We start from the raw sequence: 16,062 nt of genomic DNA, 5'->3' as shown, positions 1-16,062 counted from the left end.
CGGTATTTTATGGATTACGTCAGGCAGATATCCGCCTGGCTTCTTCCCGAATATTTATGGCAGCGTTCTTATCGCGATTATGGTGACTGCCACATTTCGGGCAATCCCATTCCCTTACAGATAAGTCCTTGGTTTCGTGGTTCTGATATCCGCAAACATGGCACAGTTGGCTGCTTGGATACCACTTGTCTATCTTGATAAGCTGTTTGCCTTGCCAAGCCAACTTATATTCCAGCATGTTCGTGAACAGATTCCAGCCATTGTCAGCTACGGATTTGCCAAAACTGAACTTGCCACCCTTTTTCCGCTTTGCCATCGCTTTGACGCTAATATCCTCAATGCCAATGACATCATAGCGGTCTGCAAGGTAGCGAGCCTTCTTATGCAGGAAATCCTGCCGTTGATTGGCCACTTTCTCATGGAGAATAGCTACACGCAGCCTTTGTTTTTCTCTGTTATGACTTTCTTTCTGCTTTTGGGATAGCTTCCGCTGTGCCTTAGCCAATCTCTTCTCTGCCTTTCGCAGGAAATCGGGATACTTAGCCTCATCCTCATCGGAAGCCACATACAAGCCGTGCATCGCAAAATCCAGGCCCAGGAAGGTCTTCGGTATGACAGGGAGTATTTGGTTTTCATACTCCACCAGCATACTGATATAGTACTTTCCGGATGGCGTCTTGCTGATGGTCACGGTCTTTATGATACTGTTCTCCGGCAAGGGACGATGCTGGCATAGTTTCACCCAGCCGACTTTCGGCAGTTTCACCTTATGGCCCTCGATTCGGACAGAGCCTTTCTGGTTGTTCGTAGAATACGAAGCACGACAATTTTTCTTTGACTTGAAGCGCGGCTTGCCGAAATGCTTGCTGTCATTCCAAAAGTGGCTGTAGGCCTTATTCAGGTTCATTTGGGCATTGGCAAGGGCTAAACTATCTACTTCCTTTAACCAAGGGAATTCTTCCTTGTACTGCGCAGGCGTGTTATTCAGCTTTTGGCCGGTTTCCTTATAATAGTCAATGCGGTCACTCAGCATCTTGTTGTAGATGAATCGGACACACCCAAAGGTCTTGGCAAACGTAATTTTCTGTTCCGTTGTCGGATAGATTCTGTATCGGTATGCCTTATTCACTATCATCACCTGCCTTGACTTTCCAAATCCTTTCACTCTTACTACTGATTATACTGCAAATCAACTTGTGAAGCCATTGTTTTTCTGATGGCATCGAGCCCTCAGAAAAACCTGCAATTCATCTCACCGCCTAAAGAGGCGGGAGACTTCTTGCAGAATCAGGTTAAAAACGCGATTTTCCATCGGAAATTTGTCATCGTGCCGGCAGCAGCCCGCGTTTCAACTGCAGCGGTCATGATCTTACCCATTGCTTTTTCCATAGCCAATACCTCTTTACATGAATACCAAAATACCCAAGAAATAATTTGATAATGAATACTGTACGAGTCACACTCAGGGGATATAAAAAACCCCTGCTGCTCCAGCGGAGCAACAGGGGCGATGATTCGCGGTACCACCCTGTCATTATACTCAACGTCTTTGACAGACATCCTATAACGCGGGATTGCGTCTGTACCTCAATTCCCTAGAAAAAGAGTCGGTACAGAAACTCCCGGGCGAAGTCGGACGATTGCACCTCGCCGGATTCACAGCACCGCCGGCTCTCTGAAGAGGATCAGGATTCGTCTTTTACCCGTTCATCGTCATTATATCCGCACTGCTTTCACAGTGCTCTGTTTGTGTGATGTGCCTATTATCCCTGAAAAGAGGCTGGTTGTCAAGGTATTTTATTAATATTTTTAAATTTTCTTTCGTTAAACGTTATATTTTCAATTTAGTTAAACGTTTTTATTACCAATTTTCCAGAAAGACTTTATTTTTTGTAAAGCATGCGTACCGAATTGAGGACACAAAGGGCGGCGACGCCGGAATCGGCAAAGACGGCAGCCCACATGGAAGCATAACCGGCAAACCCGGCAATCATGACGACGCCTTTGACGCCTAAGGCAAAGACGACGTTTTCCATGGCAATCTTCATGGTTTCCCGGGACAGGTGGAGTGCTGCCGGTACGGCGCTGACCCGGGACTGCATGAAGACGACGTCAGCCGCTTCGACGGCTGCATCGGCACCACTGCCCATAGCAGCGCCGACATCGGCACCGGCCAGGACAGGCGCGTCGTTGATGCCGTCGCCGACGAAGAGGACCGGCCCATATTGCTTACGCAGGGCATCCATCTGATTGACTTTATCCTGCGGCAGCAGTTTGGCCCGGACGTCGTCGATGCCCGTCTTAGAGGCGATGTAATCTGCGGCTTTCTGAGAATCACCGGTAAGCATGGCCGTCGTGATGCCCATGCGGGAAATAGCCTTGACGGCGTCAACCGCATCTTCTTTGATGGTGTCCGAAATGACCAAGCGGCCGGCATAAGCCCCGTCAATGGCGACGTATAGCTCCGAGCCGTATTCGACGTCGTCCATGGCCGGCAGGGCAATATGCTGCCCGTCCATGAGCTGGCGGTTGCCGCAGAGGACGCTATGGCTGCCGACCTGGGCTTTCAGGCCCTGCCCGGCGATTTCTTCCATTTCCGACGGCTCGGTCAGGCTCAGGCCCTGTTCACAGGCCTGGGCGACAACACTGCGGGCAATGGGATGGTTCGACGCCTGTTCTGCCGACGCGCAGAGGCAGAGGACGTCATCGGCACTGCGGTTATCGGCCGGAACGACCTGGTGGACGACGAAGTTACCTTTGGTAATGGTCCCGGTCTTATCAAAGACGACGGCGCCGATGTGCTTCATCTGTTCCATGGCAATACCGCCCTTGAAGAGGATGCCCTGTTTCGACGCCGCACCGATACCGGCGAAGAAGCTCAGGGGTACGCTGAGGACCAGGGCGCAGGGGCAGCTGATGACCAGAAAAGTCAAAGCCGTATAAATCCAGTAATGCCACTGACCGGTCACCAGGGACGGGATGATGGCCGTAGCCGCGGCGATGGCGACGACAACCGGTGTATAGATGCGGGAAAAGCGCGTAATGAAACGGTCGATTTTCGGCTTGCGCGCCGCTGCCCGTTCGACGGATTCCAAAATCTTCGTGACCATCGATTCTGCCAGGGGCTTGGTCACTTTGACGTGGAGGACGCCAGACGTATTGATGCTGCCCGACAGGACTTCCGAGCCTTCCCGGCAGATGACCGGAACCGGTTCCCCTGTCAGGGCCGACGTATCGATGAGGCTTTCGCCGGCCATGACGACACCGTCCAAGGGGATGCGGTCACCGACGCGGACGACGACGACATCACCAGCAGCAGCGTCCTTGGCCGGGATGGTGACCGTCGAGCCATCGGCCGTTACGCGATGGACGACTTCCGGGCGCATATCGATGGCGGCGGCCACCTGCTTGCGGCTGCGGTTGACGGCCCGGTCTTCCATGGCTTCGCCGATGCGGCTGAAGAGCATGACGGCGACGGCTTCTGGATAGTCACCGATGGCAAAGGCGCCGATGGTAGCCACGGCCATGAGAAAATTTTCATCGAAAGGCTGGCGCTTCATGATGTTTTCTCCAGCTTCCCGCAGGACGCCGTAGCCTAAGAACAGATAGGCGATGATATAGGCGGGAAGGGAAAAATCATCGGGAATGATGCCGGTCAGGTAGGTGACTAAAAAGAGCACCGTCCCGGCGACGAGGGTCCACAAGGGACTTTCTTCTTCGTCATTATCGTCGTCACCGCAGCAGCAGCCGCAAGTGCCGACAGCATCCAGTTTGACGGCTTCGTCTTCGTCGTGATGGCCGTTGCAGCAGGAACAGCCCTGGTCTTTCAAAAATTCTTCTGCCATAGATATGCCTCCTTCAGGGACTCACTTTTTATTTGCCTTCATGATATCATTAAAGTTAAATATGTTCAAGTGTTCATATGTTATCTTCATATACTTTTTGGGCATACCCTGACCGATTTGCTGTTTATCCGGGCCTGTGCGATAATAAGGTATACTTGATTATTCAAAGAGGGGTTGATACTATGAAAATCATGATTACCGGCATCGGCGGCGTCGGGGGATATATCGCGTCCGTCCTCTGTGCCAATTATGATGACGTAACACTCATTGCCCGGCGGAAGCGCAAAGAATCGCTCCAGACAAAGGGCCTCGTCGTCCACAGCGACTTCTTCGGCGACCACACGGCCCATCCGGCCGTCACGGACGATCCCGCCTCGGCAGGCATCCAGGACGTCATCTTCGTCTGCGTCAAGAATTATTCCCTGGAAGCGGCTCTGACGGCGGTCCTGCCCTGCATCGGCGACGATACGATCGTCGTCCCCGTCCTCAACGGCTTCACCTACCACGATACGGCAGCGGCCCTCATGAAGCGCGGAAAAATCGTCGATTCGGCCATCTACATCACGTCATCTTATAAAGAAGACTACTCCATCCGCCAGGAAGGGCGCTTTGCCCGTATTTACATCGGCTCGGACGACGCCGATGCGACGAAGAAAGTCTACGGCATCCTCAACCATCCAGGCCTGACCTGCTGCATCGCCGAGAACATCACCGTCGAAATCTGGCGCAAATTCATCCTCAACTGCGCTTATAACGTCCTGACGGCGTACTATCGGACATCCATCGGCGGCGCCCTCTCCCAGCTCCATGGCAGGGAAGAATTCCGGGCTCTCCTGCAGGAAGCCTATGACGTCGGCAAGGCCGCCGGCGTCCCCCTGCCCGACGACATCGTCGACGACCAGTACGACCGCATCTTAGGCAGCGACGACATGGGTGCCACGAGCTCCCTCGAGCGGGACATCGCCGCCGGCCACCAGAGCGAACTGGATACCTTCAGCGGCGCCCTCATCCGCCTGGCCCGCCAGTACGGCGTGCCCGTGCCCATGTCGGAGAAATGTTACCGGGCGTTGGTGTAGGGGCGCCCATACGGGCGCCGCAGGCCGCAGTGTAAAGCCCCGTTAAGTGGTTAGTGGCTCGTGGCTAGTGGTTAGGGGCTGGCTTACGCATTACTGTAGCAAGGCCCCTCAGACCGCCTGGAGCGGCCAGCTCCCCTTCTCAGGGGAGCCACTACAAACTGCAAATTACAAATACGAAAAAGAGAGGCTGTCGCATCGGCGACAGCCTCTCTTTGTAAGCGGTTTTATCTCATACTGTTTTATACTATTTCTATACGTGTTTCAAAAGGAGGAGAGTTCTGTTAGGAAACTCTTTGACTATCTGAGGATGGCGCCAGAGATAACCATCTGCTGTACCTGGTTGGTGCCTTCGTAGATCTGAGTGATCTTAGCATCGCGCATGTAGCGTTCAACCGGATATTCGCGAGTGAAGCCATAGCCGCCGAACACCTGGACAGCATCGGTGGTGACCTGCATAGCTACGTCAGAAGCATATTTCTTAGCGATAGCTGCATCTACGGAGTAGGATTTAACGTCGGGCTGAGCCATTTTCCAAGCTGCTTTGTAGACAGCGAGGCGAGCCGTTTCGATTTTGAGTTTCATGTCAGCGAGCATGAAGCTGATAGCCTGGAATTTAGCGATCGGTTTGCCGAACTGTGTACGTTCTTTAGCATACTGAACAGCTGCATTGTAAGCACCTTCAGCAATGCCGAGAGCCTGTGCGCCAACGCCAACACGGCCGCCGTCGAGGGTCATCATAGCGATCTTGAAGCCTTCGCCTTCTTTGCCGAGGAGGTTTTCAGCCGGAACTTTTACGTTCTGGAATACGAGTTCACGCTGTACGGAAGCGCGGATACCCATTTTAACTTCTTTTTTGCCATAGGTAAAGCCTTCCATGCCTTTTTCGAGGATGAAAGCGCTCATGCCTTTAGCGCCTTTGGATTTGTCCGTGGAAGCGAATACGACAGTAACGTCAGCTTCGCCGCCGTTGGTGTTGAAGACTTTGGAGCCGTTCAAGGTGTAGCTGCCATCTTCGTTTTTCGTAGCGACTGTGGAGCCGTTCAAAGCGTCGGTACCAGCATTCGGTTCGGTGAGGCCGAAAGCGCCGAGTTTTGTGCCTTCTGCGAGGGGTTTGAGGAATTTAGCTTTCTGTTCAGCTGTGCCAAATTTCCAGATCGGCCAGGAGCAGAGCATAGTGTGTACTTCAAAGCTGAGTGCGATGGAGGGGTCAACTTTAGCTACTTCTTCGCAAGCAACTGCGAGGCTGAGGAAGTCAGCACCTACGCCGCCGTTTTCTTCTTCCCAAGGAATACCGAGAAGGCCGAGAGTACCCATTTCGTCGAGGATAGCGCGGTCAAAGACTTCTTTTTCGTCGCGATCTTTGACAGTGGGAGCTAATTTTTTTTCTGCAAAATCTTTTGCGAGATTTGCGATATCTTGCTGTAATTCAGAAAGTTTGAATTCCATGATTGAGTTTCCTCCTAAAAGATTGTATATATGGTTTTTATTTAAAAACGGCAGAGCCGTCTTTAAAGCGTCATGAACAGCCCACAGCCCGCACAACGCGGGCTGCAAGCTGCCATACTGTCTGCCGGAGCAGGCAATTTATCCTGTAGCAGGCACCTTTCGGAGTCCCGCCCAGATGGCTGATGGATCAGGCGATTCTTAGAGAATTTCCGAGAAAGCCTGGATACGGGTGCGGAGCTGTTCGAGCGACGGAGATTCGATGTCGAGGTCGAGGACGGTGTAACGGACACCGGCTGCTTCGAATTCCGGTTTGTAAATCGGATAGTCGAATTCTTCCGGATCGCAGAAGCGCATCATGCAGATGACGACAGCGTCAGCATTGTATTTCTTGGTCATGTCGATGAGCATCTGGCCACGCGGTTTGTCTTCGTTCAAAGCGAGCGGGCAGCCATCGAAGTCCTGCCACTGCTGAGCGAGCTGTTCGAGGGGATCGATGCCGGACGGTACGTCTGTACGGAACTGGCGGGATTCCTGAGCGAGGTCGTCAGCGACGACAGCGATGTTGAATTCGCTGAAGATGTCGAGGAATTCATCCGGTTCTGCCATGATACCGGAGAGGATGACTTTTTTGCCATTCCACGGCTGTACCGGTTCTTTCTTGACAGCGTCGATGAGTTCGCGGACCAAAGCGGTGTGTTCAGCTTTGTCCATGAACCAGCGGGCTTTGATGACGTCATGGCGTTTGACCGGAGTGAAGATCTGCGGGTACTGAGCAGCTACGTCGCAGAATTCACGCATAACCTGACGGTTTTCGTTGTATACTTTGATAGCTTCCTGGATAGCCAGGTCGGAGATTTTTACGTTGAGGATACGTTCCAATTCAGTGCGGACATGTTCGTATTCAGCTTTGAGGAAGTCGACAGCCGGGCGGATCTTACGGTTCTGGGGCTGTGTGAAGACGATGACCGGAGCTTTGCCGTGCCATTTCTGGCTCATGCAGCGGAGGGTATCGCAGGGAACGGAGAAGATGACAGCGTCGAGGCAGTCATACGTGCCGTTGAGCTGGAGTTCCATGTCAGCCTGCATCAAGGAACAAGCGAACGGAGGAAGGTATGTACGAGCTGCGGAGATCTGCGGGTTCTGGGAACCGAACATGCCTACCGGGAGATAGCCTGCAGCGTATACGATTTCTTCCGGAGCGTAGTAAGGCATCATGCCTACGAGGCCTTTGCCCTGTTTTTTATAATTCAAAACCGTCTTCTGGGGATGGTTGGATACTTCCTGTAATTTGCTGATAAGTTCGTCGATCTGACTCATTAGTGGTTTCCTCCTTCATTGGCTTTTTTGTCTGCCATCATTTCTGCCAAAGCTTCTACACGGGTATCGAACTGTGCTTCCGAGAAGTTACGAGCATCGGTCTGGTCGCCGTCGAAAATGACATACGGTACGCCGAGGTTCTTCTGGACGCGCTGGCCACCTTCGTTGTTGAGGAGGCTCATGTTCTTGCAGGAACGGTTCTGATGCATGATCAAGCCGTCGCATTTGCCGTCGCGGACAACTTTTTCAAGAACAGCGCCGCGCTGTTCGAGGCAGCAGTTGATGTATGTACGGGAATAAGCTTCTGCCATGGATTCGAGGTCGCCCGGTTCGTAGGAAACGTCCCACATGCCAGGATAAGCGGAACCAGTCATGAGAGCGCCCTGACCTTTGAGTTCTTTGAAGGTGTGGCCGAGAGCGATCCAGACAGCGATACCTTCCCAGGTAACACGGGATTTTTCGTTTTCACCGAAAGCCCATTTCTTATTAGCTACTTTTTCGTCCAATTCTTTGAGGAATTTGTTGAACGTGATTTCCGAGTAGTTCAAGGAGCGGGCAGCAACGGCGAGGCCCATGTAGTTGAAGAGGTCGAAGCCGTTGAGCGGCGACGGTTTGTACTGGAAGTACGTAGCGATTTTGTTCCAGGCAGCGATGGAGCGCTGTGTCTGTTTCTGTACTTCGAAGAATTTGTCATAGTCGAAGGGACGGCCGCAGAGGTCTTCGAGCTGTTTGATAGCGTGTTTGAATTCGCCGACGATGTACTGTTTAGCATGTTTCGTAACAGGGAATTCATGGTTGAACGGTACGTCGATGTTGATGAGAGGTACGTTCAATTCTTTAGCCAAGTTTTCATACCATTTGAGCAAGGTATTGCAGATGTTGTTGCAAGTGAGGACAACATCCGGAAGGGGAATCGGAGAAGCCGGGGAGTTTTTGAGGACTTCCGGCGTTTCGCCTGTCAGAGCCTGCTGTTTGAGGAGTTCCATGTAGCCCATGTTGACGCGGCAGTAGGAACAGATGTCCTGGTTGTAACCTTTGTTTTCAGCAACTTCGAGCATGGCCGGAGCACCGTGACGGGCACCGATACCAGCTGCGTGAGTTTCCGGATAGACGATGGCGATGTCCATAGCCGTGCAGAATTCCGGAGGAGCGACAGAAGCGGACCAGCAAACGAGGCGGCCTTCTTTTTTCGCTTTACGTGCGTCTTCATCGACTTTCGGCAAGAAGTAACCAAGGGCTTCCTTGGAGCTCATGCTTTCAATATCTACTGTTTTTTCTTCACTCATGATTTTGTTCTCTCCTTTGACTTATTTCTTGATTTTATCATAAGCAATCAAAGCAGCTCCGAGAGCACCCACCGCTTGGGGATGCAGAGCGACTCTGACAGGAATACCTAATTCTTTCGATACGGCATCGACGACGCCGGGATCGCGGGAGCCACCGCCGGTCATGGTCAGGTCTTCACCGACACCGACGCGGCGCACGAGAGCGCAGGCTTTGGCGGCGATGGACTGATGGACACCGGCTACGATATCTTCTTTCGGGACATTCTTGGAAAGAAGGGAAATGACTTCCGATTCAGCAAAAACCGTGCAGGTACTGCTGACGGCAGCGGGATGCTTCGATTTGAAGTACCAGTCCCCCATTTCAGACATGGGGATTTCCAGTACCTTCGACATGACGTCGAGGAAACGGCCCGTACCAGCGGCGCATTTGTCGTTCATGGCAAACTGCATGACCAGGCCCTGGCCATTCAATTTGATGGACTTGACGTCCTGACCGCCGATATCGAGGATGGTCGTCGTACCGGGGCATTCAAAGAGGGCCCCTTTGGCATGGCACGTGATTTCGCTGACTTCGCCTTTGGCGCAGTCGACATTGAAACGGCCATAGCCTGTAGCGATGATGTTCGCCATGTCTTCAATTTTTAAGTTGGTATCTTTGAAGACTTCGTCCAAAACGCGTTCCGGACCGGTCGAACCGGTGCCGATTTCAACGACGGCATGGGCGACGATCTTCTTGCCATCTTCCAGGATGACTGCCTTGGAAGAAGAAGAACCAACGTCGATTCCGAGAGTATACACAGTTTTCACCTTTCTTTATAAAAAATCAATCATTAAAAGGGTTGGGATTGCTGCGATTGATGGGAGCTACGGTCTGGACATATTCGACGAGGATGCCGGCGTCCGTGCTGGGACGGCGGAAGTTGACGATGATATCGTCCGTTCCCCGGACGGCTTTCTTTTCGAGCATGCAACCAGGCTTCTGGCTTTCCATAATCTGACGTACCTTTTCGACATCATCCACTTCAAAGGCGATATGAGCGATACCTCCCCTGCCATGATTGAAATCTTTGAGGACCCCTTCACGGGGAATAATGAATTCGATAGGCGTACTGTTTTCACCTTTTTTAGTGAAAATGAGATCCGCATGGTAGGCGTCGACGAAACCGGAATAATCCACTTCCAGACCATTGGTCTTGATGAATTCATGGGCCTTTTCCAAGGTCGGCAAGACGATGCCGATATGGTGCAGGCGCATGGGATGCCATGTTTCGTTGAGCTTCCCTTTTTCCGGGCCGAGATTCTTAACGAAAGGATTTTCGCCGCGGCCGGTGATAGGTGCTGTCGTCTGAACATATTCAACGAGGATACCCTGGTTGGTTGTCGGGCGGCGGAAGTTGACGATAATGTCGTCCGTACCCTGGACAGCTTTCTTTTCTAACATGCATCCCGGACAATCTGCTTCCATTTCCTGGCGGACAGCTTCGACATCGTCCACTTCGAAGGCGATGTGGGCAATGCCGCCGCGGCCACCATTGAATTGGGTAAGCACACCGGAGTGCGGGATAATCATTTCAATCGGGCTGGCAAATTCACCAAACTTAGTGAAAATGAGATCAGCCTGGTAAGCATCGACATAGCCGGCATAGTCGATTTCAAGTCCATTATTCTGCATGAATTCATGGGCTTTTTCTAAGGTCGGCAGGACAATGCCTACGTGGTGGAGTCGCATAGGTTTCATTTTTTCAACCCCATCGGGCCGTCCTGGAAGAGGCGGGCATCCATGAGTTTCGGATTATCAATGATCGGCTTGAAGTCCATGTGAGCGAGGATATCTTTTTCAATATCGATGCCCGGTGCGACTTCGATGAGTTTCAAGCCTTCTTTGGTCAGTTCAAATACGCAGCGTTCCGTGATGTAGAGAACGTGTTTGCCGTTGCGGGCTGCATAGGAACCGTTGAAAGTGATCTGGTCGACAGCTTTGATGAACTTCTTGGCTTTGCCTTCCTGGAGGATCTTGACTTTGCCGTCTTCGACAGCGATTTTCAAGCCGCCAGCCGTGAAGGTGCCGCAGAAGTAAACATTCGGTGTCTGCTGGGAAATGTTCGGGAAACCGCCGCAGCCGGCAACGTTAGTACCGAACTTGCTGACGTTGATGTTGCCCGAGCCATCGCACTGGGCCAGGCCGAGGTAAGCGATGTCCAGACCGCCGCCATCGTAGAAGTCGAACTGATAGGTGTGGTCGATGATGGCATCGGCATTGCGGGACGAACCGAAACGGGCACCGCCCTGCGGTACGCCACCGATAGCGCCGCCTTCGACGGTCAGGGTAATGGTATCGGCGATACCTTCTTCACCGGCAACGGAAGCAACGTATTCCGGAGCACCGACGCCGAGGTTGACGACAGCGTTTTCGGTCAGTTCCAAAGCGCCGCGGCGGCCGATGATTTTCTTAGCACTCATGGGGAGAGCTGCGTCGGCAGCGCCTTCGGGAGCACGATGTTCGCCGCTGAGGGACGGATCGTATTCGCAGTCATACGTCTGCTGATGGTCTTCCGGAGCTGCTACGACGACGTAGTCGACATAGATGCCAGGGATCTTAACCATGCGCGGGTCGAGGCTGCCGTGAGCGACGACGTCTTTGACCTGGACGACGACTTTACCGCCACAGTTGTGAACGGCCTGGGCGACGGAAGTGCTTTCGAAAGGCCCGATTTCTTCATCCATGGTGATGTTGCCCGATTCATCGGCATAAGTGCCGCGGAGGAAAGCTACGTTGACCGGGAAGGTCGGATAGAAAAGCTGTTCGTGACCGTCGACTTCGATCAATTTGACCAAGTCTTCTTTGGTTACGTCATTGAGCTTGCCGCCGAGCTGACGGGGATCGAGGAAAGTTTCCAAACCGATATCTGTGAAGACGCCGAGTTTGTGGCCTGCCAAAGCGCGGAACCAATGAACCAGCGTGCCCTGCGAGAAGTTGTATGCTTCGATTTTGTTTTCAACAGCCAGTTTACCGATAGCCGGTACTGTCTGCCAGTGACCGATGATGGCGCGTTTCAAAAGACCTGTGTGTGCCAGGTGTTCTGCAGCACGGCCATCGCGTTTACCCTGGGAACCTGCGTAGATGTAAGTCAGGTTCTGCGGCGTGTTCGTATCCAAGAACCGTTTTTCCAAGGCTTTGGTCAGGGCTTCCGGATGGGCACTGCTGACAAAACCAATAGACGTAATCGTGTCGTTGTCTTTTACGAGCTGAGCTGCTTGTTCAGCTGTAATGATTTCTACTTTTCTCATTACCGTAACTTCCTCCTGCTATGTAGAGTGTACCGACGCTGTCGTCGCTACTGTCGTACGCCTTTGTGAAAATTTTCCAAAGGTGAATTACTGACTAGAATGATATCATGGAAAATCCATAACGTCAATGAATAAATTGGGACAAATTAGTCACAAGGAATAGAAAATCTACAAATCCATTCCACTTTAGAATTATAAATTTTGATATTTATAATTATTTATCGAACAACTAATTCCAAGCGAATTACGGCGATAAAACGGCTTATATATTGATATAAATAGATTAATTCATCACGTATGATTTTTAGTTTAATCGATATTATATATCAAAAAGTCGGAAACCCCTGTAAAACAGCCATGACCAAAAGGTACTGTTAAAAATCAAGCATGATAATTCGTTATAGTATGTGAAAAACGGCACTTATTCTTCCATTCTAGAATAGTTCGTAATAGGAAGTTTAGGGGCTAGGGATTAGTGGTTCGTGGCTAGTGGCTAGTGGTTCGCCTGAATCATCTAAAAAAGCTGCCGCACGAAGCCCAGATGGCTTTATACGGCAGCCTTTTTTGCGCTGTAGGGGTCGCCACGTGGGCGACCCGTTGGATATTTGGTGGCGCTCTCCCTAAAATGAATAATCACTCATATTCTAAGACAGGCCTATCATGATTGTATAGACATAATAGATTGGAGTATATTGAACGTTTTCACGCATATCATTTGTCATGTATAACGTCTACATCACATTTCAGGCGGGCTTGCCACGTGCAAGCCCCTACAGAAAAAGGGACTGTCGCATGTGCGACAGTCCCTTTTTCCCTACCCTACCAGGACCTGTCCGAAGTAGACGATGGCCCCTAAGAGGATGATATATGGTACGTAGACTTTCATGATTGCCTGGAGGATTTCGTTATCCTTGCCGGTCAGGGAGATGGCCCCGACGGCGATGGCGATACTCTGCGGCGAAATCATCTTGCCTGCGCAGGTACCGGCCGCGTTGGCAGCAGCCAGCCAGGCTTTATTGGCGTTGATGGCGGCAGCGGCATCGGTCTGGAGGTTGCCGAAGAGGACGTTACTGGACGTACCGGAACCGGTGATGAACGTGCCGACAGAGCCGATGAGCGGTGCAATGGCCGGATACATCATGCCCGTCGCTTCGACAGCCGTGCGGGCGATATCCGATGTCATGCCGCTGTAGCCCATGACTTTAGCCGTAGCGATGACGGCGATGATGGTGATGATCGTATTGCGGAGACCTTTAATGGTGTTCAGCAAGACGAAGAACATTTCGCTAAAACGGGCCGACTGGGCCTTACCGCTGATGAAGGCTGCCAGGAGGATGAGGATGCCCGGCGTATTGACCCAGATGAAGGTATAAGGCACGCCGCCCTGACCGGTATAGATGAGGACCGACGATTTAATAGCCATGAGCGGTGCATGGATGAAGGGAACGAGTTTCGACGTCAGCAATAAGAAGACGAAGATCAAGATGAAGGGCAGGCAAGCCAGCAGACCACCGCGGAGCGGTACGTGAGCCGGATTGATGTCCATGGCATATTCCGGATTGTCTATGGGACGGAAATGGGAATAAACGACGATGAGGGCCATGATGACGATAGAAGCCCCCATGACAGCCAGTTCCGGACCGACGAAGGCCGAGACGATGAGTTCCGGCACAGCCAGGCCCAGGGCCGAGAGCAGGGTAACCATGAAAACGCCTTTGAGGGCCTTCAGCGAGCCGCCGACGATGGCGACGATGATGAACGGGCAAAGGATGTTGAGCGGCAGGAGCTGCAAGCTGATATATGTCGACAGCTGGACCGGATCGAGGCCCGTCAAGTTAGCCAGGGTGCTGGCCGGGATACCGATGGAACCATACGTCGTCGGAACGGAGTTAGCAACCAGGCAGACCAGGATAGCCTTGATGGGGTCGAAACCCAGGGCAACCAGCATCGATGCCGGGATAGCGATAGCCGTACCGAAGCCGGCCATACCTTCCATGAAGGCGCCGAACCCCCAGCCAATGAGCAGGGCCAGGACGCGGCGGTCCTTGCTGACCGTCGTCAGCATGTGCTTGACGATATCCATGCTCTTGGTGTACAAGGTCAGATTATACGTAAAGATAGCGGCGATGATGACCAGTAAAATAGGCCAGCATGCCAGGGCCACGCCTTCCAGGGCTGCCGTAGCGGCATCCATGCCCGGCATATGATACCAGGCCAGGGCGACGGCAAAAGAAATGATCAAGGCAATGGGACATGCCTTGAAGCTCTGCATCTTCAGGAAGCCCAAAGAAACGATGAGCCACAAAATAGGTGACAATGCCAATAAAAATACCATAATACAAATACCCTCTTTCTTTGTTCACTTTTGAACTTATTATATGCTCAAAAACTATTAATAATTAAATAATTAATTCCCGAACAACATGATACTATTATATAATAGAAAAAGGGCATAAATCAACAGCTTAACAATGCTATTAAAGTATAGCTCAAGCCTTAGTTAGACGAAAAACGCAAGATTATTTTTCGATTTTGGCGAATATTCTTATTTCCCATCTTTATTCTTTTTTTCACATACTATGGATAAGGTACAAAAAAATCAGCTATTTCCTAAGAAATAGCTGAAAACATGTTCAAAAAGTAATGTTTTATTGTTCATTTTTTTGTATATAAATTACGCGCTGCGGATAAGGTATATCAATACCGTTGGCATCGAAGGTATCCTTTACCTTGGACATAGTGTCGTAATAGACGGGGTAATAATTTTCCTTGGCGACCTTGGGAAAAGCGGCGATGCGCACGGAGCTTTCGGCAAATTCGCGGATGCCGATTTCCATCGTGTCGGCATTGAGGACCCGCCTGTCTTCCCGGAATATCTGCTTCAGCAGGGCAATGGCCTTGTGATGGTCGTTCTGGTAACCGATGTCGAAGAAAAAAGTAATGTACCTTTCCTGCTGGTAAGAGCTGTTGGTCACCTGGGACGAGGTGATACTGGAATTGGGGATGAAAATCGTCTTGTTGTCTTTCGTCGTAATAGCCGTATTCATCATCTGAATCCCTTTGACGCTGCCTTCTACGCCGCCGACGGCGATCCAATCTCCGGCTTTGAAAGGCTTGAAGATCAGGATCAAAAGGCCGGAAGCGAAATTCGACAGATTGCTCTGCAAGGCCAGGCCGACAGCCAGGCCAAAGGCGCCGAACGCGGCCAGGAAGGAATTCGTCGGGATACCGGCCTTATTCAGGGCCGACAACAGGACCAAGGCCATGATGGCATAATAAATCAGCTGGCTGACAAAGGTGATGACCGTATGGTCGTAATTGGCATGGGTCATCATGCGGACAGCCAGGTTCTTGAAAGCCCGGGCCACATAGCGGCCGACGATGAAGATGACGATGGCATAGATGACATCGGGACCGTGGTTGAGCAGAAAATCCTTTAAATGGTCCAGCGTCGTGACGCTCTGCGTGACCTGGTTCTGGACATCGGCCTGGACGACGTTAGCCGCCTGCTGCGCTGTATCGGCCGTATTTTCAGCAATGTTCATATTTCGCACCCTCCTCTTGTGTGTAGTTCTATTATACCCGGGATTTTGGGTAGTGGCTAGTGGCTAGGGGTTAGGGGTTAGGGGCTAGGGGTTCGTAGGGGCCGACGGTCCGGCTCTCCTGCTAGGAGAGCTGTCAGCGCAGCTGACTGAGAGGTTAACCTCTCCGGCCCTTCGGGCCACCTCTCCTATGAGGAGAGGCTTCCGACGGGTGCCTTACGCTACAGTTACCGTCATTCCCTCATTATATTAGAAGCGGGCT

Annotated in this window: 12 protein-coding genes; 1 reads left to right on the top strand and 11 read right to left on the bottom strand. The window is 51.7% G+C overall.

Annotated elements, in window-relative coordinates:
- Positions 1–19 precede the first annotated feature (19 nt).
- From ACFWUB_RS07490 to ACFWUB_RS07480, 3 genes are all read right to left on the bottom strand, one after another.
- The gene (locus ACFWUB_RS07490) at positions 20–1,135 is read right to left on the bottom strand and encodes an RNA-guided endonuclease TnpB family protein (RefSeq protein WP_416183740.1); all 1,116 of its coding nucleotides are present in this window, start codon (positions 1,133–1,135) and stop codon (positions 20–22) included.
- Positions 1,136–1,287: 152 nt separating this feature from the next.
- Positions 1,288–1,560, bottom strand: coding sequence for a hypothetical protein (locus ACFWUB_RS07485; protein ID WP_416183739.1), 273 nt, complete (start codon positions 1,558–1,560; stop codon positions 1,288–1,290).
- A gap of 323 nt (positions 1,561–1,883) precedes the next feature.
- A complete protein-coding gene (locus tag ACFWUB_RS07480; RefSeq protein WP_292298406.1) occupies positions 1,884–3,845 on the bottom strand; it encodes a heavy metal translocating P-type ATPase in 1,962 nt (653 codons plus the stop codon).
- Positions 3,846–4,027: 182 nt separating this feature from the next.
- On the opposite strand from ACFWUB_RS07480, the gene ACFWUB_RS07475 reads away from it, so the two are divergent.
- Entirely contained in the window at positions 4,028–4,921 is an 894-nt protein-coding gene (locus tag ACFWUB_RS07475) for a ketopantoate reductase family protein (RefSeq protein ID WP_416183738.1), read from the top strand.
- 297 nt (positions 4,922–5,218) lie between these two features.
- Here ACFWUB_RS07475 and ACFWUB_RS07470 read toward each other — a convergent pair whose 3' ends face one another.
- From ACFWUB_RS07470 to ACFWUB_RS07435, 8 genes are all read right to left on the bottom strand, one after another.
- Positions 5,219–6,367: an acyl-CoA dehydrogenase gene (locus ACFWUB_RS07470; RefSeq protein WP_020311647.1), complete on the bottom strand. Its 1,149-nt coding sequence runs from the start codon at positions 6,365–6,367 to the stop codon at positions 5,219–5,221.
- Positions 6,368–6,565: 198 nt separating this feature from the next.
- On the bottom strand, positions 6,566–7,684 hold the full coding sequence (locus ACFWUB_RS07465; protein ID WP_014015709.1) for a 2-hydroxyacyl-CoA dehydratase subunit D: 1,119 nt from the start codon (positions 7,682–7,684) through the stop codon (positions 6,566–6,568).
- Positions 7,684–8,970, bottom strand: a complete 1,287-nt coding sequence (locus ACFWUB_RS07460) for a 2-hydroxyacyl-CoA dehydratase subunit D (RefSeq protein ID WP_020311648.1) — start codon at positions 8,968–8,970, stop codon at positions 7,684–7,686. Before ACFWUB_RS07460 ends, ACFWUB_RS07465 begins: the two co-directional genes overlap by 1 nt.
- A 21-nt stretch (positions 8,971–8,991) precedes the next feature.
- Entirely contained in the window at positions 8,992–9,768 is a 777-nt protein-coding gene (locus tag ACFWUB_RS07455) for an acyl-CoA dehydratase activase (RefSeq protein WP_014015707.1), read from the bottom strand.
- Positions 9,769–9,793: 25 nt separating this feature from the next.
- Positions 9,794–10,708 carry a VOC family protein gene (locus ACFWUB_RS07450; protein WP_014015706.1) on the bottom strand — a complete coding sequence of 305 codons (915 nt, stop codon included), beginning with the start codon at positions 10,706–10,708 and terminating at the stop codon, positions 9,794–9,796.
- Positions 10,705–12,258 (bottom strand): propanoyl-CoA transferase Pct, encoded by a 1,554-nt coding sequence (gene pct, locus ACFWUB_RS07445; protein WP_020311649.1) that lies wholly within the window; start codon positions 12,256–12,258, stop codon positions 10,705–10,707. The genes ACFWUB_RS07450 and pct overlap by 4 nt, the downstream gene beginning before the upstream one ends.
- Positions 12,259–13,072: 814 nt before the next feature.
- Complete coding sequence (locus ACFWUB_RS07440) at positions 13,073–14,593, bottom strand: L-lactate permease (protein ID WP_416183737.1); 1,521 nt, start codon at positions 14,591–14,593, stop codon at positions 13,073–13,075.
- A 313-nt stretch (positions 14,594–14,906) separates the two neighbouring features.
- Complete coding sequence (locus tag ACFWUB_RS07435) at positions 14,907–15,803, bottom strand: mechanosensitive ion channel family protein (protein ID WP_020311651.1); 897 nt, start codon at positions 15,801–15,803, stop codon at positions 14,907–14,909.
- Between the last annotated feature and the right edge of the window lie 259 nt (positions 15,804–16,062).

It is taken from the genome of Megasphaera sp. (genome assembly GCF_047831605.1).
In the GTDB taxonomy this organism is placed as follows: Bacteria; Bacillota; Negativicutes; order Veillonellales; family Megasphaeraceae; genus Megasphaera; species Megasphaera intestinihominis.
Note: the sequence above shows the minus strand (reverse complement) of the source record. Positions and strands in the feature narration are given on the sequence as shown.